This window comes from Acrocarpospora macrocephala (genome assembly GCF_009687865.1).
GTDB lineage: Bacteria > Actinomycetota > Actinomycetes > Streptosporangiales > Streptosporangiaceae > Acrocarpospora > Acrocarpospora macrocephala.
In genome coordinates this window covers 58767-80839 of sequence record NZ_BLAE01000024.1, presented here as the reverse complement: position 1 = coordinate 80839, position 22073 = coordinate 58767, and the positions used below count along the sequence as shown (strand labels likewise).

Genomic DNA, 22073 nt, shown 5'->3' with positions numbered 1-22073 from the left:
GACTGGCGAACCGCTGATCGACCTCTACCTGTTACTCGGGGGACATTACCTGACGAAGGGCGTCCGGCGGCCGAGCAACGCCGTACCAACACGCAGGTGTGTCGCACCTTTCGCTATCGCCTGCGCGAGATCGCCACTCATCCCGGCAGAAATCACATCCGCCCCAGGATGCTCTTTCTGTACGGCTTGCGCCACCTCGAACAAACGGGCGAAAGCGACATCCGGGTCAGATCCCAGCGGGGCCACCGCCATGACGCCCCGCAGCCGCAGACCCGGCGCCTCGGCCAGGGCGGCGGCGAGGGCAGGGACGTCCGCGGGACGGGCGCCACCGCGCTCAGGACGGTCGTCCAGGGCCACCTGAACCAGGCAGCCGACCTCGCGCCCCACCCGGACGGCTTCGCGGCTCAGCGCCGCCACCAGGCGGCTCCGGTCCACGCCGTGGATCAGATCCGCGTAGGCGACGATGGATCTGGCCTTATTCGTCTGCACCTGGCCGATGAAATGCCAGGTGAGCGGGAGATCCGCGCATTCGGCGGCTTTCGCCGCCGCCTCCTGATCGCGGTTCTCCCCCACATCGCGCACCCCGAGCTCGGCCAGCAGCCGCAGGTCGGCCGCCGGGTAGGTCTTGGTGACCGCGATCAGCGTGAGCTCCTCGCGGGAACGGCCGGTGGCACGGCACGCGTCCAGGATGCGCCGCTCCACGTCGGCCAGCGCGGCCGCGAGCTCGCTACGGCGCCCGGCGGGGGGATCCGGGTCGATCACGTGCGGTGGATCACTTCAGGAAGTCCGGCACGTCCAGCTCCTCCTCCTGCTCCTCGAAGACCACCGGGCGCCGGGGGACCGGCTGGGTGAGCTTGGAGGTGATCGGAGTCGGCGGCTCGGTCGGCCGCGGGATGGCGAAAGGGCCGGTGCCCGACGCCCCCTGGTGGTCCGGCCGCGAACCCTCGCCCTCCCGTCCGAACGGCACCGAAGGCGCGACCTGCTCGGCCGAGGCCACCTGGGGCTGCGCCGCCGGGTGGTTCGGCCCCGGCTGGGCCGGGGGCGAGGTGATCGGCGGCACCGGCTGCACGGGCGAGACCGGCGGCGAGCCCGCCGGGGTGAGCGGGCGCACCGGCGCGGGCGGCTGCTCGGTCCGCGGGTCGGGCCGCGACTCCTGGCGGGGCTCGGGCTTGGGCGGCGCCACGAAGGACGACAGCGCGGGACGCTCCCGGCCCCCCGGGGCGGTCTGGGCCTGGGCGGGGGCGGGGCGGGCCTGCTGCTGCCGCGGCTGCGGCATGACGGCGGGCTTCTCCGGCACCGGCTCGTCGAACCCGGCCGCGATCACGGTGACCCGGACCTCGTCGCCGAGCGCGTCGTCGATGACCGTGCCGAAGATGATGTTGGCGTCCGGCGCGGCCGCGCTGGAGACCAGCTGGGCGGCCTCGTTGATCTCGAACAGGCCCAGGTCGGAACCGCCCGCGATGGACAGCAGCACACCGTGCGCGCCGTCGATGCTGGCCTCCAGCAGCGGGCTGGAGACCGCCATCTCGGCGGCGGCCACCGAGCGGTCGTCGCCCCGGGCGTGGCCGATGCCCATCAGCGCGGACCCGGCCCCGGACATGACCGACTTCACGTCGGCGAAGTCCAGGTTGATCAGGCCCGGCGTGGTGATCAGGTCGGTGATGCCCTGCACACCCGAGAGCAGCACCTGGTCAGCGGCCTTGAACGCGTCCAGCACGCTCACCTGGCGGTCCGAGATGGACAGCAGCCGGTCGTTCGGGATGACGATGAGGGTGTCCACCTCCGCCCGGAGATTCTCTATTCCGGCCTCCGCCTGCATGGCGCGGCGCTTGCCCTCGAAGCTGAACGGGCGGGTCACGACCCCTATGGTCAGGGCGCCCAGCGATCTGGCGATGTTGGCCACCACGGGCGCGCCGCCGGTGCCGGTGCCGCCGCCCTCCCCGGCCGTCACGAACACCATGTCGGCGCCCTTGATGACCTCCTCGATCTCCTCGCGGTGATCCTCGGCCGCCTTGCGCCCCACCTCGGGGTTGGCGCCGGCGCCCAGGCCACGCGTGAGCTCGCGCCCCACGTCCAGTTTCACATCGGCGTCACTCATCAGCAGCGCCTGGGCGTCGGTGTTGATGGCGATGAACTCGACGCCCTTGAGTCCCTCCTCAATCATCCGGTTCACGGCGTTCACTCCGCCGCCGCCGATGCCGACGACCTTGATGACCGCGAGGTAGTTCTGCGGTGCTGCCACGACGAGGGGCCTTTCCGCTCGCTTACATATGTCCACGCAGGCTGCTGCCCGCTCTGTCAAACCCTCACCCTCAAGTTGAGATTTAGAGTTATGTCAACCTGAGGATTGATACGGACAGTAGGGTTGCGCCTCCCCCAGGGTCAACTAACCGCGCCGCAAGCACGTCCGGCGTGTCGCCGATCTCACTTGACCGTTACCACGTCAGGGGAACTGACGTCGAAGGTCATGGCGTTCTCGCGAAGCAGCGTGGTCAGGATCCTGGCTTTGTCCCCGGTCCGCTCGGGACCGCCCCACACCACGGTACGGCCATCGGCGAGCGTCAGCGTCACGGTTTCCGCGGACGCGGCGCTCACCTGCCGCACCCGCCGGGAGATGCTCTCCGGCAGGCTGGCGAGAACGGCCAGCGCGGCCTTGATCCCGGGATCGGCCGGATCGAACCGGTTGGTCTTCAGCTCCGGCAGCCGCAAGGTCACCGGATCCACCGCCCCCGCGGGATCCGCGGTGTCCGCCGCGTCCACCAGGTCCAGCACGACGCCGAACCGGTCCACGACCGTCGTCCTGCCGTTGATCGGCACCGCCACCAGCGGCATGCGCTCCACCACGGAGATCAGCAGCGTGCCCGGCCACTCCCGGTCCACGGTGACCGACTCGACCGCCCGCAGCGCGGCCACCCTGGCCCTGACGGCGTCGGTGTCCACCCCCACCAGCGGGGTGTCCGGCGGCACGGCGGCCGCCCTGCGGACCTGCTCGGCCGGGAGCCGCTGGTTGCCGATCACGGCCACCTCGCGCACTCCCAGGACCGGCGAGAGGAAAACCACCCACCCGGCCACCGCCACCACCCCGCCGGCCAGCAGAGTGGCGACAGCCGTACGCCACAGGACGTTCTTCCTCACCGCGGGCTCCCCTATCGGGCGTGCAGCTCCGCGACGATGTGCGGGCCGAGCTCGGTGACGTCGCCGGCGCCCATGGTGAGCACGATGTCGCCCGGCCGGGCCCTGCCCGCCACCAGGGCGGGCACCGCGGACCTGTCCGGAGCATACGAGACCTGTGCGGACGGGAGCGGGATCTGGCCCGCCACCAGCGCGCCGGAGACGCCGGGCTCGGGGTCCTCGCGCGCGCCGTAGACGTCCAGCACGATCGCCTCGTCGGCCAGGCCCAGGGCGGCGCCGAACTCGGCGGCGAAGAACCGGGTTCTGGAATACAGGTGCGGCTGGAAGACGGCGATGACCCGGCCTCCCCCGGCCACCACATCCCTGGCTGCGGCCAGGTCGGCGGCGAGCTCGGTCGGGTGGTGGGCGTAGCTGTCGAAGACGGTGACCCCGTCCGCCTCGCCCTTGGCCTCGAACCGGCGCTTGGCCCCGGTGAAGGCCGCCAGGCCGTCCCTGACCTCCTCGAACGGCAGGCCGAGTTCGAGCGCCACGGCGATCACGGCGGCCGCGTTGAGCGCGTTGTGCCGCCCGGGCACCGACAGCCTGACCCGGCCGAGCCCGGCCACCTCGAACTCCACGCCGAGGCCCTTCGGGACCACCTCGGCGACTCGGACGTCCGCCTCGCCCTCGCCGTACGTGACGACCTTGAGGCCACGCGACCGGGCGACGGGCGCCAGCTTGGCCGCGCCCGGGTCGTCGGCGCAGAGCACCAGCGTCGACCCGATCCGCTCGACGAACCGGTTAAAACTGTCGTAGACCGCCTCGGGGTCGCCGTAGTTGTCCAGGTGGTCGGCCTCGACGTTGGTCACCACGGCGATCTGGGGGGCCAGCATCAGGAACGAGCCGTCGCTCTCGTCGGCCTCGGCCACGAAGACGTCCCCGGTGCCCTCGTCCGCGCCGAGCCCGGTGGTGACCAGCTGGCCGCCCACGCAGTACGACGGGTCCGCGCCACACTTCTGTAGCGCCACGGTGAGCATGGAGGTGGTCGTGGTCTTGCCGTGGGTGCCCGCGATCGCGATGCCGACCCGCCCGGTCATCACCGCCGCCAGCGCCGCCGCGCGCGGGATGATCCGCACGTTCTGCCGCAGCGCCTCCCCCAGCTCCGGGTTGGAGTCCCGGATGGCGGTGGACACCACGACCGTGTTCACGTCCCTGATGTGCGAGGCCGCGTGCCCGACGTGCACGGTCGCGCCCAGCTCGCGCAGCTCGGTGAGCATGTCCGAGCTGCGGGCGTCGCTGCCGGACACCGCCACCCCGCGCTTGAGCAGGATCCTGGCGATGCCCGACATGCCCGCCCCGCCGATGCCGATGAAGTGCACCCGGCCGAGCTCCTCGGCCGGCACCGGCTCAATCAGTTTCACCAGACTCATCGCGCTGCGATCTCCAGAACCTTGCGGGCGAGCGTCACGTCGGCGTCCTTGCGCCCCATCTGCAGGGCCGCCTCGCACATCACGGCCACCTTCTCCGGGTTGTGCAGCAGCGGCGCCAGCACCCTCATGATCCACTCGGGGGTGAGGTCGGCGTCCTCCACCATCAGCCCGCCGCCCGCCTGGACGATCGGCTGGGCGTTTAAGCGCTGCTCGCCGTTGCCGTGCGGCAGCGGGACGTAGGCCGCGGGCAGGCCCACGGCGGTCAGCTCGGCGCAGGTCATCGCGCCGCTCCGGCACAGCACCAGGTCGGCCGCCGCGTACGCCAGGTCCATGCGGTCCACATACGGCAGGATGACGTACTGCGGATCTCCCGGCGGGGGCTCCTGCTCGACCGTGTTCTTCGGGCCGATCACGTGCAGCACCTGCACCCCGGCGGCGCGCAGCGCGGGCGCGGCGTCCAGCGCGGCCTTGTTGATCGAGCGCGCGCCCTGGGAGCCGCCGAACACCAGCAGCGTGGGCCGGTCCGACTCCAGGCCGAAGTAGGAGCGGGCCTTGTCGCCGAGCGAGAACCGGTCCATGTCCACCACCTGGCGGCGCAGCGGGATGCCGATGCACACCGCCCCCGGCAGCGCGGTGTCCGGATGGCCGGTGAACACGTGGTCGGTCAGCCGCGCGCCCAGCCGGTTGGCCAGGCCAGGCCGGGGATTGGCCTCGTGCACCACGATCGGGATGCCGCGGCGGCGCGCGGCCAGGTAGGCCGGTGTGGCCACGTAACCGCCGAACCCGACCAGGACGTCGGCGCCGACCTTGTCCAGGATTCCGGTGGCGGCGTTGATCGCCCCGGCCAGCCGGCCCGGCACCGCGAGCAGCTGCGGGGTGATCGCGCGGGGCAGCGGCACCGCGGGCACCAGCTGCAGGTCGTAACCCCGGGCCGGCACCAGCCGGGTCTCCAGGCCGCGATCGGTGCCGAGGCAGGTGATCCCGATCGTGGGGTCGATCTGACGAAGCGCGTCGGCCAGCGCGAGCGCCGGCTCGATATGGCCGGCCGTCCCGCCGCCGGCGAGGACCACCCTCATGTCTCTCCCTATGTGAAAAGCCGCGTGTTTCAAGTCGCGGATTATGCCCGGAGGCCAAGCCAGCTTAGAGCCCGGGCCGCCGGTCCGGGCCCCCGCGCGGCCAACGCTTCGGCCGCGCCCGGCTCACGTTTCGCGAACGACAACAACATCCCAAGCGCGGCGAGCGTCGGCAACAGGGCGGATCCGCCGTACGAGACGAGCGGCAGCGGGATGCCCGTGATGGGCAGCACGCCGATGACCGCGCCGATGTTCACGATGGCCTGCCCCACGATCCAGGCCACCGACGCCGCCGAGGCGAACCGCACGAACGGGTCGTTGACCCGGGCCGCGATGCGCAGGCCCGCGTAGCCGAGCAGGCCGAACAGGGCGATCACGACGAGCGTGCCCATCAGGCCGAGCTCCTCGCCCAGGATGGAGAAGATGAAGTCGCTCTCCGCGTGCGGCACCCAGTCCCACTTCTGCCTGCTGCTGCCCAGGCCCAGGCCGAACCAGCCGCCGGAGCCCATCGCGATCTGCCCCTGGGCGGCCTGGTAGCCGGAGCCCTGGGCGTTCTCCCAGGTGTTGAGCCAGCCGGTGATGCGCTCGGACCGGTAACCCTCTGAGATGATCATGAAGACGGTGGCCAGGGCGAGCACGGCGAGCAGGCCGGCGAACAGCCGTACCGGCGCGCCCACCACCCAGAGCAGGGCCAGGAAGATCATCATCAGCACCAGGGTGGTGCCCAGGTCGCGGCCCCACATGACCAGCACGGCCAGGATGGCCACGCCGGGCATCAGCGGGATCAGCAGGTTGCGCCACTCCATCAGGCGGCCGCGCGCGTGCCGGGCCAGGATGTCGGCCCCCCACAGCACCAGGGCCAGCTTGGCCGGCTCCGACGGCTGGATGGTGAGGCTGCCGATGTAGATCCAGCGCTGCGCGCCCAGCTCGGTGGAGCCGATGAAGATCACCATCACCAGGCCGATGATGGACAGCGCCAGCAGCGGGTATCCGGCCAGCCGGAAGAAGCGCTGCGGCAGCTTGCTGCAGGCGTACATGAGCGGGATGCCCAGCGCGACCGAGAGCGACTGCTTCAGGAACCAGTAGAACGGGTCGCCCTTGACCTGCAGCGCCTCGATGCTGGAGGCCGAGAGCACCATCATCAGGCCGAGCGCGAGCAGCAGCGCGCTGCAGCCCAGCACCAGGTAGTAGGAGGTGAGCGGGCGGCTCAGCAGCTCGCGCAGCAGCGCCAGCTGGATCCTGCTCCAGCTGGGACGGCGCCGCTCCCCCTCTGTGGCAGCCCCTGCGGCGGCCCCGGTGGCGGCCGTCACCGCTCGACCAGACCGGTCAGGCCGGTCAGATTGCGGACGGCTCGCGCGAAGGCCTCCCCTCGCGCGCCGTAGCCGGGGAACATGTCCAGGGAGGCCCCGGCGGGGGCCAGCAACACGGTGTCCCCGGGGGAGGCGAGCCTGGCGGCTGCGGTGACGACACGATCCATCACCCCAGTGTCGTCCCCGGCCACCTCAAGCACGGGGACATTCGCCGCGTGTCGCGCCAATGCCTCCGCGATCCGTTCCCGGTCCACGCCCAGCAGCACCGCGCCGCGCAGCCGAGGCGCGGCCCGCCGGACCAGATCCTCCACGTCGGCGCCCTTCAGCTGGCCGCCGGCGATCCAGACGATCGACGGGTAGGCCGCCAGCGACGCCGCCGCCGCGTGCGGGTTGGTGGCCTTGGAGTCGTCCACGTAGTCGACCTCGCCGACCCGGGCCACGTGGGCGATCCGGTGCGGGTCGGGGCGGAAGTCCGCCAGGCCTTGCCGTACGGCGGCCGCGGGCACCCCGTGGGACCGTGCCAACGCCGCGGCGGCCAGCGCGTTGGCCACGTTGTGCGGCGCGAACGGGTGCACGTCCGACAGCGCGGCCAGCTCCTCCGCCGACCGCATCGGGTCCCCGGTGAACGCCCGGTCCACGAGCAGGTCCTCCACCACGCCCAGCTGACCGGGCCTGGGCACCCCCAGCGTCCACCCCACGGAGCGATCCCGGTACGGCTCCGCCAGCCGCGTGGCCCACGGATCGTCGGCGTTGTAGATCACCCGCTCCGCCTTCGCGAAGATCCGCGCCTTGGCGCGCGCGTACTCCTCCAGCGAGCCGTGCCAGTCGATGTGGTCGGGCGCCACGTTCAGGACGGCCGCCGCCTTCGGGGCCGGGCTGGCCGACCAGTGCAGCTGGAAGCTGGACAGCTCGACGGCGAGCACGGTGGTCTCGCCCGGGTCGAGCACCGCGTCCACGATCGGGACGCCCACGTTGCCGACGGCGAGCGCGCGCTCCCCGGCGGCGGTCAGCATCGAGGTGAGCATGCGGACCGCGGTGGTCTTGCCGTTGGTGCCGGTCAGCGCCAGCCAGGGCGCCGCGCCCTCGTGCCGCAGCCGCCAGGCCAGCTCGACCTCGCCGATGACCTCGATCCCGGCCGAGGCGGCGGCCCGCAGTAGCGGATGGTCCGGCTTCCAGCCCGGCGAGGTGACCACCAGCTCGGTTCTGGCGGGCAGGTCCTGCTCGCCGAACCTGACCTCCACCCCGAGCTCGGACAGGATCTCCGGGATCGGGCGCTCGCGCTGCTCCAGCACGACCACCCGCTCCCCGCCCCTGGCCAGGCCGCGCGCGGCGGCGGTGCCGGACAGACCGAGCCCGGCCACGACGACGCAGCCCCTCACAGTTTCGGCATCCATTCCACGTAGAACAGGCCGAGCCCGGCGGCCGCGCTGAGCGCGGCGATCAGCCAGAACCGGACCACGATCGTGGTCTCCGCCCAGCCCTTCAGCTCGAAGTGGTGCTGGAGCGGGGCCATCCGGAAGATGCGTCTCCTGGTCATCTTGAAGAAGCCCACCTGGATGATCACCGAGGAGGTGATCACCACGCACAGGCCGGCCAGGATGAGCAGCAGCAGCTGGGTCCTGGTGGTGATGGCCAGCCCGGCCAGCACCCCGCCCAGGGCCAGCGAGCCGGTGTCGCCCATGAAGATCTTCGCGGGCGGGGCGTTCCACCACAGGAAGCCCACCAGCGCGCCCAGCACCGCCGCCGCCACCACCGCCAGGTCCAGCGGATCCCGCACGATGTAGCAGTTCGGCCCGAGGATCGCGGTGGTGCAGCTGTTGCGCAGCTGCCAGTTGCCGATCAGCACGTACGAGGCGAGCACGATCCCGGTGGCCCCGGAGGCGAGCCCGTCCAGGCCGTCGGTGAGGTTCACCGCGTTGGAGAACCCGACGATCATGATCAGCACCCAGATGGTGAACCCGATCAGGCCGATGGAGGGCCCGAAGTCGCGCAGGAACGACAGCCGGGTCTCGGCCGGGGTGATCGAGTACGCGTTCGGGAACTGCACCACCAGCACCGCGAAGACGGCGCCCACGATCAGCTGCCCGAGCGCCTTCGCGCCGCTGCGCAGGCCCAGGCTGCGCTGCTTGTAGATCTTGATGAAGTCGTCCAGGAAGCCGACCATGCCCAGGCCGGTCATCAGGAACAGCACCAGCAGCGCCGAGGCGGTGGGCGGGGCCGGATCGGCCGACAGCAGCGTGGCCAGGTGCGCCGCCGCGTAGCCGAGCAGGGCCGCGATGACGATGACGGTGCCGCCCATGGTGGGGGTGCCGCGCTTGTCGTGGTGGCCGGACGGCCCTTCCTCGCGGATGTTCTGGCCGTAGCCCCTGCGGGCGAACAGCCGCATCGCCAGCGGCGTGCCGAGCATGGACAGCACCAGGCCGACCGCGGCGGCGACGAGGATGTCCCTCACCGGGCGTCACCCCCTATCAGCCGTTCCGCCACCCGTTCCAGACCGGCGGCCCGGGGACCCTTGATCAGCACCACGTCGCCGGGCCGGAGCCGCTCGGCGAGTTCGGCGGCGGCGGCCGCCACGTCGGGCGCGTGGATCGCGTCCGGGGCCCCGGCCATGATCTCGCCGGCGTTCTCGCCCACCACGAGCAGACCGGCCAGGCCCGCGCTCGCGGCCAGACGGCCGACGCCCTCGTTCAGTTCCGGTCCGTCCTCGCCCAGCTCGCGCAGCGCGGCCACGACGGCGAATTTGCGCCGTCCGGCGGCCATCGCGTCGAGCGCCGCGAAGGCGGCCCGCATCGAGTCCGGATTGGCGTTGTACGCGTCGTTGATCACGGTGACGCCGTCGGCCCGGTCGGTGACCTCCATCCGCCAGCGGCTGCGCGGCTCGGCCTGCGACAGCTCGTCGGCGATGGTGGCCACCGGCAGGCCCAGCTCGTAGGCGGCGGCCGCGGCGGCCAGGGCGTTGGCGACGGCGTGCCCGCCGTACAGCCGGAGCCGGACCGGGGCCGCGCCGGTCGGGGTGCGCAGCGTGAACGCGGCCCGCCCCCGCTCGTCGAGCCGCTCGTCCAGGGCCCTGATGTGCGCCCCTGCGCCGCGCCCGAACCAGGTCACCCTGGCCTCGGTGCGCACGGCCATGCCCGCCACCAGCGGGTCGTCGCCGTTCAGCACGGCCACGCCGTCCTTCGGCAGCGCCTCCACCAGCTCGCCCTTGGCCCTGGCGATCATGTCCTTGCCGCCGAACACGCCCAGGTGCGCGGTGCCCACGTTGAGCACCACCCCGATCCTGGGCGGCGCGATCCCGGCCAGATACGCGATGTGCCCGACATCTCGGGCGCTCAGCTCCAGCACCAGATACCGGGTCTCCGCGTCGGCCTTGAGCACGGTCAGCGGATGCCCGATCTCGTTGTTGTACGACCCGACGGGCGAGACCGTGGGCCCGATCCGCGCGGTCAGCCGGGCCAGCAGGTCCTTGGTCGAGGTCTTGCCGGCCGACCCGGTCACCCCGACCACGGTCAGCTCGGGCAGCTCCGCCACCACGGCCCTGGCCAGCTCGGCCAGCGCGCCCACCACATCGCCCACGATCACGGTGGGCGCCTCCACCGGGCGCGCGGCCAGCACGGCCACCGCGCCGGATTCGCAGGCCTGGACCGCGTAGTCGTGCCCGTCCACCCGCTCGCCCTTGAGCGCGACGAACAGCGACCCCGGCTCGGCGGCCCGGGAGTCGATCACGACCGGACCCCGCACCACGGCCCGGGGGTCGGTCAGGCCCATCAGGGCGCCCGCGGTGATCTCTGCGACCCGGCCCAAAGGCAACGGGATCATGCGTTCCTCCTGCGAATGGCGGCGGCGACCACCTGGCGGTCGTCGAATGGCACGACCTCGCCTGCGACATACTGGCCCTGCTCGTGGCCCTTGCCGGCCACAACTACCACATCTCCCGCGCGGGCACGGGAGATCGCCAGCTCGATGGCCTCGGCTCGGTCCGGCTCCACGATCACGCGGGCCCGCTCCGGCGGCGGCACTTCCAGCGCCCCGTCCATCATGGCGGACAGAATGGCCAGCGGGTCCTCACTGCGCGGGTTGTCGCTGGTGAAGATGGCCACATCGGCGAGCCGGGCGGCGGCCTCGCCCATCAGCGGGCGTTTGCCCCGGTCCCGGTCGCCGCCGCAGCCGAGCACGATGGTCAGCGTGCCCTCGGTGACCTCGCGGAGCGAGCGCAGCACCGACTCGACCGCGCCGGGCTTGTGGGCGTAGTCGACGATCGCCTCGAACCCGTGAGGGGACGGCACCCGCTCCATCCGGCCCGGCACCCCGGCGAACCCGCTCACCCCGGCCACCGCGGTCTGCAGCGGCACGCCGGTCTCCACCAGCGCGACCAGCACGCCCAGCGCGTTGGCCACGTTGAAGGGCCCGGGCAGGGCGACCGACACGTCGGCCTCGATGCCGCCGGGGCCGACCACCCGGAAGGCGCTGCCGTCCGAGCCGAGGCGCACGTCCACGGCCCGCCACTCGGCCTCGGGGCCCCCGGCCGGCGAGAACGTGGTGATCGGGATCTTGGCGAACCCGGCCAGCTCCAGGCCATGCGGGTCGTCGGTGTTGACCACGCCGAGCCGGGCGAACTCCGGGGTGAACAGCCGCGCCTTGGTGGCGAAGTAGTCGTCGAAGTCCCGGTGGAAGTCCAGGTGATCCTGGGACAGATTCGTAAATATCGCGACATCGTAGAAGATGCCGTCGACGCGGCCCAGCGCCAGCGCGTGGCTGGAGACCTCCATCGCGGCGGCGGTGACCCCCTGCTCGCGCATCAGCGCGAACAGGCCCTGCAGATCGCTCGCCTCCGGCGTGGTCAGCTCGGGCGTGATCCGGATGTCCCCGGCGTGGATCTCCACCCCGCCGACCAGGCCGGTCCGGTGCCCGGCGGCGGCCAGGCCCGCCTCCAGCAGGAACGTGGAGGTGGACTTGCCGCTGGTCCCGGTCACCCCGATGACCAGGATGTCGGTGGCGGGCTGGCCGTACACCCAGGCGGCGACCTGGCCGAGCAGGGCGCGCGGATCCGGCAGCACGAGCACCGGCAGGCCGGTGGCGGCGGCCTCGTCCCGGCCGGCGTCGTCGGTGAGGATGGCCACCGCGCCCGCCGAGCGGGCCGCGGCCGAGAACGCGGCGCCGTGCGCCGCCTTGCCGGGCAGCGCCACGTAGAGGTCGCCGCGCTGGACCCGCCGGGAGTCGATGGTGACGCCGGTGAGCACGCCGCGGGCCACCCGGCCGGAGGCGGACGGCGCGCCGAGCAGGGTGGCCAGCCCGGAGAGCGGGCGGGCCGACGTGGAGGACGGACGCATCGGGTGATCCACGGGATGGCCCGTGGGATGCGCTGCGGGCTGGTTCACGGCGAGAGCGTATCGTTCGCGGTCACGGCAGAGCGCTCGTCGAGCCGGTAGGCGGGATTTTCTTGGTCTTCAACGCGAATGTCATGACGTCCTTGAACACGGGCGCGGCGATCGTCCCGCCGTAGTGGTCCTTCTTCGGGTCCTGGATCACGGCCAGCGCCAGCAACCGGGGGGCCTCCGCCGGGGTGAAGCCGACGAAGGTGGCCGTGTAGCCACAGTAGCCCCCGCATTTCTGGTCATACCGCATTGCCGTGCCGGTTTTGCCCGCCACCCGGTACCCGTCGATGGCGGCGGCGTTGCCGGTGCCGTCCGTGCCGGAGACCGCGCCCTCCAGCATCGCGGTGAGCTGCTTGGCGGTCAGGTCGCTGATCACCCGGGTGGACTTGCCGAGGGGGGCCGGAGTCAGCCGGTCGTGCTGGTCGGTGGTCCCGGCCACGACCGTGGGGGCGATCCTGACGCCGCCGTTGGCGATGGCCTGGTAGACGCTGGCCATCTGGAGGGCGGTGACCGAGATGCCCTGGCCGTACATGATGGTGCAGCGCTGGCTGCCGCTCCAGTCCTGCCACTTGGGCAGCAGGCCGGCCTCCTCGCCCGGGAGGGCGCCGCCGCTCTTGGCGCCGAAGCCGAACGACCGGAACATGTCGTACAGGCGCTGGTTGGTGATTTTCTGCCCGGCCAGGATGGTGCCCACGTTGCTGGACTCGCCGAGGATCTCCGCGTAGGTCATCTGCTCGGTCGGGTGCGGGTGGGCGTCGCGCAGCGTGCGGTCGGCGCACTGGATGTGGTCCGGCACGGTGAAGATCGTCTGCGGGGCGACCACCCCGGCCTCCAGCGCCGCGGCGGCGGTGATGACCTTGTTGGTGCTGCCCGGCTCGAACACCTCCGAGGCGGCCCGATTGCCGCGCTGCTCGGCCGGGACCTTCTGCCAGCTGCGCAGGTCCACCTCGGGGGCGTTGGCCATCGCGATGATCTGCCCGGTCCTGGTGTCCATCACGATCACGCTGCCGCTGCGCGCGCCGGTCGCCTTCACCTGCTTGGCGATGGCCTGCTGGGCGGCCCACTGGATGTAGCGGTCGATGGTGAGGCGCAGCTCGCGGCCCGGCACGGGGGCGACCCTGGTGCTGCGGGTCATCGGGATGCGCTGGCCGTCGCGGCCGATCTCGATGCTCTGCTGGCCGTCCTGGCCGGACAGCAGCTTGTTGTGCGCCTGCTCCAGGCCCTCCAGGCCGAAGCCCTCGTCGCCGACGAAACCGACCAGGCCGCCGGCCAGCGAACCGCCCGGGTAGAGCCGCCGGTAGGTGGCCTTGGAGCCGACCCCGCGGAAGCCCAGGCCCATGATCTTGCGGGCCCGGAGCGGGTCCACGTCCTTGGCCACCACCAGGTAGCGCTTGTCGGCCTGGGCCAGCTTGGCGGCGATCTCCTCCTTGGGCCGGCCCAGCTCGGTGGCGAGCGTGGTCGCGATCAGGTCCCGCTGGTCGGGCCTGACCTCGTACGGGTCGAGGTAGATCTCGCGGGCGTCGGAGGTGAGCGCCAGCTCGTAGCCGTTCACGTCGGTGATCGGCCCGCGCCTGGCCGGCAGCGTCTCCGGCTGCACCCGCTGCTGGGCCGCCTTGGCCTGGAACGACTTGGAGTCCAGGCCCTGCAGCTGGACCAGCCGCCCGGCGAACAGGGACAGCACGAACGCCATCACCACCAGCGCGACGTTGATCCGCCGGGACGGATCGCCCAGGCGCAGCATGGCGGGCGGGCGCGGGGGCCGCGCGGGCGGGCGCGGCGGCGCTCCGGGCCGGCCCCGGCCCGGCCCGATCGGCACGGTACGCCCCTGAGCGTCGCGCCCCTGCGTATCCCGGCCCCGGACGTCCCGGCCCTGGGCTGTCTTGGTCGGCGCTGTCCTGTTCTGCGGGTCCTTGTTCTGGCCGTCCTTGCGCTGAGCGGGGTTCTGGGGCGGATTCTGGGCAGGGCGAGGCTGCCCGGCGGCGGGCCGGGGCTCGCGTGGCGGCCCGGGGCGCGGCTGGGGCGGCAGGGGCGGCCTTGGGCGGCCGGAACCGCCGGGAGTGCGGCGAGCGCCTCCGGAACCGCCACGGGGACCGCCCGGGGAACCGCCTCCCGGGCCGCCGCGGCCGGCGCTGGGCGGCCGGCCGCCGCCGTCTTTCACCGGACCGCGCCCTCCGTCGTGGCGGCGGGGCGCGGCGCCGCGGACTCGTCGCCGGGCTCGGCGACGCGCTCGCCCAGGCTGGCCGGGTGCAGCCCCTCGCCGACGAACTCCGGCGCCGAGTCGTCCGGCCGCAGGCCGAGGTCGCCCGCCTGCCCGGCCAGGCCGGAGGGCTGCTGCGCGTCGCGGATGCGGCCCTCCTCCTGGTTGGCCTGCTGGTGCAGCTGCTCGGTGACCCGGCGCAGCTCGTTGTACTTGAAGGAGTCCTGGGCGAGCACGGTGTTCAGCAGCAGCAGGCTCACCAGGCCGCCGCCGAGCAGCCCGACCACGAGCAGCACGAACGGCGCCCTCGGCGGCCGCCGGTCGCCCGGCCGCGCCGCCATCGGCTTCGGCACGGGCTTGGCCGCCACGGGCTCCTGCCGCTGGGCCCTCAGCCGAGGCTGCGGGGCCTTGGGGGTCGCCTGCGGCTTCGCCGGTTGCGGCGCCTTGGGCTCCGGCTTGGGCGCTTGCTTCGGCACCGGGCCGGGCACCTGCGTGGGCAGCGGCTTGGGCGCCTGCTTGGGCGCGGGGACCGTCCGCCCCGGCACCCGTGCCCTGGTCCGGACGTCGGTGCCGGCACGCCTGTTGTCCTGGTCGGTCGTCATCCCTGGCGGATCCTCTCTGCCGCCCGCATCCGGGCCGAGGCCGCCCGCGGGTTGCGGGCCACCTCGTGGTCGTCCGGGAGCTCTGCTCCCCTCGTCAGGAGGCGGAACCGAGGCTGGTGGGCCTCCAGCGGGACCGGCAGCCCGGGTGGGCCGGTGTCCCTGGTCCGCGCCGTGAGCACCTGCTTCGTGAGCCGGTCCTCCAAGGAGTGGTAGGCGAGCACGACCACGCGCCCGCCGACGGCCAGCGCGTCGAGCGCGGCCGGCAGCGCCGTCTCCAGCGCCGACAGCTCCGCGTTCACCTCGATGCGCAATGCCTGAAAAGTTCGTTTTGCGGGGTTTCCCCCGGTGCGCCGGGTGGCCGCGGGGATCGCCTGCCTGACCAGGTCGGCGAGCCGCTTGGTCGAGGTGATGGGCGCCTTGGCCCGCTCCTTGACGATCAGCCCGGTCACCCGGGAGGCGAAGCGCTCCTCGCCGTAGTCGCGCAGGATCCGGGTGAGCTCCCCCGGCGGATACGTGTTCACCACTTTTTCCGCGGTAAGATCTTGCTCCCGATCCATCCGCATATCCAGCGGGGCGTCGTACGAGTAGGCGAACCCGCGCTCGGCCTCGTCCAGCTGGGGCGAGGACACGCCCAGGTCGAAGAGCACCCCGTTGACGACCGGGCGGCCGAGATCGGCCAGCACCCCGGCCAGCTCGTCGGAGACCGCGCGCACGATCGTGACCCGCGCCGCGAACGGCTCCAGCCGCGCGGTGGATCGCTCGATGGCCACGGGATCGCGGTCGATGCCGATCAAGTGCAGCGCCGGGTGGGCGGCGAGCAGCGCCTCGGCGTGCCCGCCGAGCCCGAGGTTGGCGTCGACGACGACCGCGTCCGGCCCGGTCAGCGCCGGAGCCAGCAGCTCCAGCACACGATCCAGCAGGACCGGGACGTGACCCCCCGGCTGCTGACGCTCCTCAGACATCGTTCAACCCCCAACGGACTGCCGCTTCTAGGCTCGCGGATACGCGGCGCACACCCTCGATGATCTAGTCCCCACCCTGGATCGGCCCCAGGCGGGGAGCCGACCCGTCCGGCCAGGTCCCCATCCGCAGACCGTTGCTCGCGACACCTGACACCGGGGAAGGTGCATCAGCTGCCGGCTGGGTGCGGGTGGAGACCTCGCCGAACGTCACCGACGGGTCACAATAAGATCAGTACGGCCGATGGTGTGGTCAATCGGTTTTGTCCCGATAACCCACCAGGGGACGACTGATCGCCGGTTACAGGACTCCGGGCAACACCTCCTCCGACAGATCGGCGAACGCCGGCTCCTGTTCGGCCAGGTAGGTCTCCCAGGCTCGGGCGTCCCAGATCTCCAGACGGGTGTTGGCTCCGATGACGACGCAGTCACGTTCCAGTCCCGCGTACTGCCTGAGGCTCGGGGGGATGGTGATCCGCCCCTGCTTGTCGGGCGTTTCGTCGGAAGCGCTGGCGAAGAAGACACGGCTGTAGTCGCGGACGGCCTTGGCGGTCACCGGCGCGGTGCGCAAAGCCTCAGTGAGCCGCTGGAACTCCTCTACGGGGAAGACGTAGAGGCAGCGCTCCTGGCCTTTGGTGATCACAAGACCCTCCGCCAGCTCCTCGCGATACTTCGCCGGCAGGAACAGTCGTCCTTTGTCGTCGAGGCGCGGCTGATGGGTGCCGAGAAACAACGGCCCCACCTCCCGTACCGTGCGGAACACCTAGCTCTGCAGCCACGGCCCTCCACTGGGCTCCACCATACTCCACTTCTCCCCACCGTCAACTGATTCAAACGGTATGGAGACGGTGTTAAATTCGCGTTTCCGCAGGTCAGAGAGGGTGGAGCAAAGTGGGGCGGGGCGCGGCCCGTGCCCCGTGTTTGGGCGTGTCGCGGGCGCTACTTGACACGAAAACCCCGATCGTGGGGCTTCCCGGCGGGTCCGGGTGGAGCGGAATGGAGGGGATCAAGGCCACTACCAGCAATGGATGGCCCGATGTCACGGAATACGGACATCCGTACCACCCGATCGAGAAGCAAGTTCACGACACTGTGGGCAGTTCACGGTTGTTTCGCACAAAGTCGCCTGGGAACCCGTCGCGGCATAGTGTCGGTACACACAATGGATAAGGAATGGCAAACCCCCAGTAATACGGCATGCCTCTGGAGGCCTGGTGGCAGTAACACACGGCGCCGACACCGATGTCGACGCGGAACGGCTTGAGGATCTGGTCGAGGTCGCGCACCGGATCCGCACCGCGATCGAATCGGTGATCGAGGGCAAGAGCGACGTTGTCCGGCTCACCTTGACAGTTCTGCTCGCGGAGGGCCACCTCCTGATCGAAGACGTGCCGGGGGTCGGCAAGACGATGCTGGCCAAGGCGCTGGCACGGTCCATCGACTGTCCCGTCCGGCGCGTGCAGTTCACCCCCGACCTGCTGCCCAGCGACATCACCGGCGTCAGCGCGTACAACCAGCAGACCCGGGAGTTCGAGTTCAAGCCGGGCCCGGTGTTCGCCAACATCGTGGTCGGGGATGAGATCAACCGGGCCTCCCCGAAGACCCAGTCCGCGTTGCTGGAGTGCATGGAGGAGCACCAGGTGACCGTGGACGGCGTGACGTACACGCTGGAGTCGCCCTTCATGGTCATCGCCACCCAGAACCCGATCGAGATGGAGGGGACCTATCCGCTGCCGGAGGCACAGCGGGACAGGTTCACCGTGAAAATCGCGATGGGCTATCCGGAACCGGCCGCCGAGCTGGAGATGCTCGACGTGCACGGCGCCCCGCAGCCGCTGGGCAAGCTGGACCCGGTGGCCAGCACCGCCGAGGTGCAGGCCCTGATCCGGGCCGTCCGCGCGGTCTACGTCTCGCAGTCGGTCAAGAAGTACGCGATCGACCTGGTCGACGCCACCCGCCACTCGCCCGACCTGCGCCTGGGCGCCTCCCCCCGGGCCACCCTGCACCTGGTCCGGGCGGCCCGCGCGCACGCCGCGCTGTCGGGCCGGGACTACGTCATCCCCGACGACCTGCAGGAGCTCGCCGTCCCCGTGCTCGCGCACCGGCTGCTGCCCAGCCTGGAGGCCCAGGGCCAGCGCCGTCACCCCGAGCAGGTGATGACCGAGCTGGTCCGGCGCGTCCCGGTGCCGGACAGCAAATGACCGGGCTCAAGGCGCTCACCTCCCGGGGCCGCTCGTTCCTGGCCTCGGGTTTCGCGGCCCTGCTGTGCGCCTTCTTCCTGGGCGAGCACGACCTGCTCCGGGTGGCCGTCCTGATCGCCGCGCTGCCGCTGCTGGCCGCGATGGTGGTGGCCAGGACCCGATACCGGCTGAGCTGCGCCCGCCGGCTGGACCCGGCCAGGGTCGAGGCGGGCAGCGACAGCACGGTGACGCTCCGCCTGGAGAACGTCACCCGGCTGCCCACCGGCCTGCTCCTGATCGAGGACACCCTGCAGTACGCGCTGGGCACCCGCCCCCGCTTCGTGCTGGACCGGGTGGAGGCCAAGGGCGTCCGCGAGATCGACTACAAGGTCCGCTCCGACCTGCGCGGCCGGTTCACCATCGGGCCGCTGGCGATCCGGATCACCGACCCGTTCGGCCTGGTCGAGCTGGCCAGGACGTTCACCGTGACCGACTCGCTGGTGGTCACCCCGCAGGTGATCCCGCTGCCGCCGGTGCGCCTGTCCGGGGAGTGGACCGGCGGGGGCGACAGTCGTACTCGATCGGTGGCCTCGGCCGGGGACGACGACGTGGCGCCGCGCGAGTACCGCCAGGGCGACGACCTGCGCCGGGTGCACTGGCGCTCCACCGCCAGGTACGGCGAGCTGATGGTGCGCCGGGAGGAGCAGCAGTGGCAGAGCCGCGGCGCCCTGCTGCTGGACACCCGCCGCCCCGCCCACCGCGGCGACGGGCCGCGCTCCTCGTTCGAGGTGGCCGTCTCGGCCGCCGCGTCCATCGGCGTGCACCTGGCCCACGAGGGTCTCGGCCTGCGCCTGGTCACCGACCAGGGGCCGCAGCACCTCACCGACAAGGGCGTCTCCTGGTCGCTGCTCGACACCCTCGCGGTGGTGCGGCAGAGCCAGTCCCGCAGCCTGGAGCAGGGCGTCGCGGCGCTCCGCCAGGGCGGCGGCGACGGCCTGATCGTGGCCGTGCTGGGCGCGATCGACCCCGAGGAGGCGCAGGCGCTGGCCCGGCTCAGGCACGGGCACATGACCGGCGTCGCCGTCATGCTGGACGTGGCGAGCTGGGAGCAGTCTCGCGCGGCCGACGAGCGGTTCGAGCAGGCGCAGGCCGTGCTCACCGGAACGGGCTGGCGGGTGCTGCGGCTGCCCGCGGGGACGTCGCTGGCCACGGTCTGGCCGGACGCGGCATACAAGAGGAGCGCGGCGTGATGAGGCTGCCGATCTCGGCGGGGCTGGCCACCGGAGCCGTCTCGCTCACCCTCTACCCGCTGTTCGCCGACGGCGCCTGGTTCTGGACCAGCCTGGGCATGCTGATCGTCACCACCCTGGTGGCCACCCTGATCACCCGCCTGGCGCTCCCTGGCTGGCTGGCCCCCGTGGGCATGCTCGGCGGCAGCTGGCTCTTCCTGACCTTGGTGTACGCCAGGGACGACGCCTGGCTGGCGTTCATCCCCACCAAGGACTCCGTGCTGGCCCTGGCCGAGCTGCTGGTGGAGGGCTTCGACGACATCCAGCAGTACGCGGCCCCGGTGCCCGCCAACCCCGGCATCAGCCTGCTCACCGCGGGCGGGGCCGCCCTGATCGCGATCCTGGTGGACCTGTTCGCGGTGCGGGTGCGCCGGGCGGCCCTGGCCGGGCTGCCGCTGCTGGCCCTGTTCACCGTGCCCGCCGCCGTGCTGAACGAGCCGATCGGCTGGCCGGCGTTCGTGATCGGCGCGCTCGGGTACGTCGGGCTGCTGGTCGCCGACGGCCGGGAGCGGGTCAGCCACTGGGGCCGGGCCGTGCTGGTGCGCCGGTCCAAGACCACGACCACCGCCGACGCCGGGCGGCTGGCGCTGTCGGGCAAGCGGGTCGGCGTGACCGCGATCGCGCTGTCGATCGCCATCCCCGCCCTGATCCCGACGCTGACCCCGGACCCGCTGTTCGGCTTCGGCGTCGGCAACGGCCTGGGCGACGGCGGCAACAACGTCGGCATCCCGGACGCGGTGGCCAAGCTCAGCGGGCAGCTCACCCAGCCGGTGAACGCCACCGTGATGAGCTACACCTCGGCCGACGACACCCCGCGCTACCTGCGCATCTACTCGCTGGACGTGTTCGACGGGCGGCAGTTCAAGCCGAGCTCGCTGAAGGGGCGCCCGGAGGACAAGGTGGACGAGGGGCCGATGCCGCCGGTGCCGGGCCTGTCCCCGAGCACGCCGACCACCAGGACCTCCACCACCATCCAGATCAGCGACGAGATCGAGGAGCTGCGGTTCCTGCCGTTGCCGTACCCGGCCACCCAGGTGGCGGTGGACGGCGACTGGCGGGCGGACCGGAGCACGCTGATGGTCTTCTCCACCCGCGACGAGGCGGCCGGTCTGGAGTACGAGGTGACCGGCATGGACCTGCGGCCGACGTTCGACACGCTGGACCAGGCGCCGGTGGCGCCGGTGGAGGTGCAGTCCCGCTTCCTGGCGCTGCCGCGCGGGCTCGACCCCCGGATCATGGATCTGGCGCTGGAGGTGACCGACGGGGCGCCCTCGCAGTACCAGCAGGCGGTGAAGCTGCAGGAGTGGTTCACCAAGACCGGGCAGTTCGCCTACAGCCTGACCACCCGGGGCTCGGGCAACGAGGCGCTGGCCGAGTTCCTGCTGAACAGCAGGACCGGCTACTGCGAACAGTTCGCCAGCGCGATGGCCGTGATGGCCCGGCTGCTGGGCATCCCGGCCCGGGTCTCGATCGGCTACACCGGCGGTTCGAAGATCGACGGCCGCTGGGTGGTGCGCACCCACGACGCGCACGCCTGGCCCGAGCTCTACTTCGAAGGCGCGGGCTGGCTCAGGTTCGAGCCGACCCCGGCGGGCGGCGGCGGGCAGGCGACCGCCCGGGTGCCGCAGTACTCGCTGCCGGTGACTCCGACGGCCAGCCCGACGGCGGGGGCCTCGGCCAACCCGACGACGGGGGCGACCGACCCGGCCGGCCCGGACTCCGAGGCCGCCAGGAACATCCGCGAGCTGGAGGATCCGTTCGCCGGCACGTCGGGAGCGGTGGCCGAGCCGGGCATGCCGCTCATCGTGAAGATCCTCATCGGGGTGGGCGTGGCGCTGCTGCTGTCCCTCATCCCGGCGCTGATGCGGCTGATCCTGTGGCTGTGGCGGCGGCGGATCGTGAACCGGGCGGCGGGATTCGGGTCCATCGAATCGAGCACACGAGAAGAACCGGAATCGGACGGGTGGACCCGTGACGAGATCGGCTCCGTGGCCGATCCGGACGATCGTCCGGTCGTGGATCCGGCCAAGTTCACCGTACCGGCGGTGGAGGCGGCCTGGGCGGAGCTCTGCGACACGCTGACCGACCTGGGCATGGCCCGGCAGACCAGCGAGACGCCGCGGGCGCTCGGGCGCCGTCTCACCGAGCGGTACGAGCTGGACCGGGAGGCCGCGGCGGCCATCGCCAGGATCTCCTCGGCCGAGGAGCGGCTGCGGTACGCCCGGGTCCCGGCGGTCGCGAGCCCGCTGGTCAGCGACCTCCAGACGGCCAGGAGCGCGCTGGCGGCCACCGTGTCCTGGCAGCGCAGGGTCGGCGCCCTGCTGACGCCGGTGTCGGCGTTGCTGCGGCTCAGGGCGATCGGCGAGGGGCTGCTGGACGGGTTCGACCGGCTGGAGGGAAACGGCTGGCGGCCCCGCCGGAAGGCGCGCACGGGGAAGGTCGCTCGTACCGAGAAGGCCGAGCCCACAGCGGAACGCCCGCTGGCCGGGACTCGGCGCTAAGTTCGACCTAGTTCGATATCTAGTTCGATTTCGATAAGGTCCGGGGGTT

17 protein-coding genes are annotated in these 22073 nt (G+C 72.1%); 3 read left to right on the top strand and 14 right to left on the bottom strand.

Annotated elements, in window-relative coordinates; genetic code table 11:
- Positions 1 to 45 precede the first annotated feature (45 nt).
- From Amac_RS21620 to mraZ, 14 genes are all read right to left on the bottom strand, one after another.
- Positions 46 to 762 carry a YggS family pyridoxal phosphate-dependent enzyme gene (locus tag Amac_RS21620; RefSeq protein ID WP_246268553.1) on the bottom strand — a complete coding sequence of 239 codons (717 nt, stop codon included), beginning with the start codon at positions 760 to 762 and terminating at the stop codon, positions 46 to 48.
- 10 nt (positions 763 to 772) lie between these two features.
- On the bottom strand, positions 773 to 2242 hold the full coding sequence (ftsZ, locus tag Amac_RS21615) for a cell division protein FtsZ (RefSeq protein ID WP_155356195.1): 1470 nt from the start codon (positions 2240 to 2242) through the stop codon (positions 773 to 775).
- 182 nt (positions 2243 to 2424) lie between these two features.
- Positions 2425 to 3135, bottom strand: coding sequence for a cell division protein FtsQ/DivIB (locus Amac_RS21610; RefSeq protein ID WP_155356194.1), 711 nt, complete (start codon positions 3133 to 3135; stop codon positions 2425 to 2427).
- Between the two features lie 11 nt (positions 3136 to 3146).
- The gene (murC, locus tag Amac_RS21605) at positions 3147 to 4541 is read right to left on the bottom strand and encodes a UDP-N-acetylmuramate--L-alanine ligase (protein WP_155356193.1); all 1395 of its coding nucleotides are present in this window, start codon (positions 4539 to 4541) and stop codon (positions 3147 to 3149) included.
- The gene (murG, locus tag Amac_RS21600; protein WP_155356192.1) at positions 4538 to 5617 is read right to left on the bottom strand and encodes an undecaprenyldiphospho-muramoylpentapeptide beta-N-acetylglucosaminyltransferase; all 1080 of its coding nucleotides are present in this window, start codon (positions 5615 to 5617) and stop codon (positions 4538 to 4540) included. The genes murC and murG overlap by 4 nt, the downstream gene beginning before the upstream one ends.
- 41 nt (positions 5618 to 5658) lie before the next feature.
- Positions 5659 to 6924: a putative lipid II flippase FtsW gene (ftsW, locus tag Amac_RS21595; RefSeq protein WP_155356191.1), complete on the bottom strand. Its 1266-nt coding sequence runs from the start codon at positions 6922 to 6924 to the stop codon at positions 5659 to 5661.
- Positions 6921 to 8318, bottom strand: coding sequence for a UDP-N-acetylmuramoyl-L-alanine--D-glutamate ligase (murD, locus tag Amac_RS21590; protein WP_155356190.1), 1398 nt, complete (start codon positions 8316 to 8318; stop codon positions 6921 to 6923). The genes ftsW and murD overlap by 4 nt, the downstream gene beginning before the upstream one ends.
- Positions 8300 to 9376 (bottom strand): phospho-N-acetylmuramoyl-pentapeptide-transferase, encoded by a 1077-nt coding sequence (gene mraY, locus Amac_RS21585; protein ID WP_155356189.1) that lies wholly within the window; start codon positions 9374 to 9376, stop codon positions 8300 to 8302. Before mraY ends, murD begins: the two co-directional genes overlap by 19 nt.
- Positions 9373 to 10740, bottom strand: coding sequence for a UDP-N-acetylmuramoyl-tripeptide--D-alanyl-D-alanine ligase (locus tag Amac_RS21580; protein ID WP_155356188.1), 1368 nt, complete (start codon positions 10738 to 10740; stop codon positions 9373 to 9375). Before Amac_RS21580 ends, mraY begins: the two co-directional genes overlap by 4 nt.
- Positions 10737 to 12251, bottom strand: a complete 1515-nt coding sequence (locus tag Amac_RS21575) for a UDP-N-acetylmuramoyl-L-alanyl-D-glutamate--2,6-diaminopimelate ligase (RefSeq protein ID WP_155356187.1) — start codon at positions 12249 to 12251, stop codon at positions 10737 to 10739. The genes Amac_RS21580 and Amac_RS21575 overlap by 4 nt, the downstream gene beginning before the upstream one ends.
- A 70-nt stretch (positions 12252 to 12321) precedes the next feature.
- Positions 12322 to 14037, bottom strand: a complete 1716-nt coding sequence (locus Amac_RS21570) for a peptidoglycan D,D-transpeptidase FtsI family protein (protein WP_486303476.1) — start codon at positions 14035 to 14037, stop codon at positions 12322 to 12324.
- 413 nt (positions 14038 to 14450) lie between these two features.
- Positions 14451 to 15095 carry a cell division protein FtsL gene (gene ftsL / locus Amac_RS21565; protein ID WP_155356185.1) on the bottom strand — a complete coding sequence of 215 codons (645 nt, stop codon included), beginning with the start codon at positions 15093 to 15095 and terminating at the stop codon, positions 14451 to 14453.
- Entirely contained in the window at positions 15092 to 16057 is a 966-nt protein-coding gene (gene rsmH, locus Amac_RS21560) for a 16S rRNA (cytosine(1402)-N(4))-methyltransferase RsmH (protein ID WP_155356184.1), read from the bottom strand. The genes ftsL and rsmH overlap by 4 nt, the downstream gene beginning before the upstream one ends.
- A 298-nt stretch (positions 16058 to 16355) precedes the next feature.
- A complete protein-coding gene (mraZ, locus tag Amac_RS21555) occupies positions 16356 to 16787 on the bottom strand; it encodes a division/cell wall cluster transcriptional repressor MraZ (RefSeq protein ID WP_155343106.1) in 432 nt (143 codons plus the stop codon).
- A gap of 481 nt (positions 16788 to 17268) precedes the next feature.
- Here mraZ and Amac_RS21550 point away from each other — a divergent pair, with 481 nt between their 5' ends.
- The 3 genes from Amac_RS21550 to Amac_RS21540 are packed head-to-tail and all read left to right on the top strand — an operon-like array spanning position 17269 to position 22024.
- Complete coding sequence (locus Amac_RS21550; RefSeq protein ID WP_155356183.1) at positions 17269 to 18255, top strand: AAA family ATPase; 987 nt, start codon at positions 17269 to 17271, stop codon at positions 18253 to 18255.
- The gene (locus Amac_RS21545) at positions 18252 to 19484 is read left to right on the top strand and encodes a DUF58 domain-containing protein (protein ID WP_155356182.1); all 1233 of its coding nucleotides are present in this window, start codon (positions 18252 to 18254) and stop codon (positions 19482 to 19484) included. Before Amac_RS21550 ends, Amac_RS21545 begins: the two co-directional genes overlap by 4 nt.
- The gene (locus Amac_RS21540) at positions 19484 to 22024 is read left to right on the top strand and encodes a transglutaminase TgpA family protein (protein ID WP_155356181.1); all 2541 of its coding nucleotides are present in this window, start codon (positions 19484 to 19486) and stop codon (positions 22022 to 22024) included. The genes Amac_RS21545 and Amac_RS21540 overlap by 1 nt, the downstream gene beginning before the upstream one ends.
- Positions 22025 to 22073 lie beyond the last annotated feature (49 nt).

Bases quoted from the DNA above. Each gene is read 5' to 3' on its own strand.
- murC (WP_155356193.1), bottom strand. From the start codon at position 4,541: ATGAGTCTGGTGAAACTGATTGAGCCGGTGCCGGCCGAGGAGCTCGGC.
- murG (WP_155356192.1), bottom strand. From the start codon at position 5,617: ATGAGGGTGGTCCTCGCCGGCGGCGGGACGGCCGGCCATATCGAGCCG.
- murD (WP_155356190.1), bottom strand. From the start codon at position 8,318: ATGGATGCCGAAACTGTGAGGGGCTGCGTCGTCGTGGCCGGGCTCGGT.
- Amac_RS21580 (WP_155356188.1), bottom strand. From the start codon at position 10,740: ATGATCCCGTTGCCTTTGGGCCGGGTCGCAGAGATCACCGCGGGCGCC.
- Amac_RS21575 (WP_155356187.1), bottom strand. From the start codon at position 12,251: ATGCGTCCGTCCTCCACGTCGGCCCGCCCGCTCTCCGGGCTGGCCACC.
- Amac_RS21570 (WP_486303476.1), bottom strand. From the start codon at position 14,037: ATGCTGCGCCTGGGCGATCCGTCCCGGCGGATCAACGTCGCGCTGGTG.
- ftsL (WP_155356185.1), bottom strand. From the start codon at position 15,095: ATGACGACCGACCAGGACAACAGGCGTGCCGGCACCGACGTCCGGACC.
- rsmH (WP_155356184.1), bottom strand. From the start codon at position 16,057: ATGTCTGAGGAGCGTCAGCAGCCGGGGGGTCACGTCCCGGTCCTGCTG.
- Amac_RS21545 (WP_155356182.1), top strand. From the start codon at position 18,252: ATGACCGGGCTCAAGGCGCTCACCTCCCGGGGCCGCTCGTTCCTGGCC.
- Amac_RS21540 (WP_155356181.1), top strand. From the start codon at position 19,484: ATGAGGCTGCCGATCTCGGCGGGGCTGGCCACCGGAGCCGTCTCGCTC.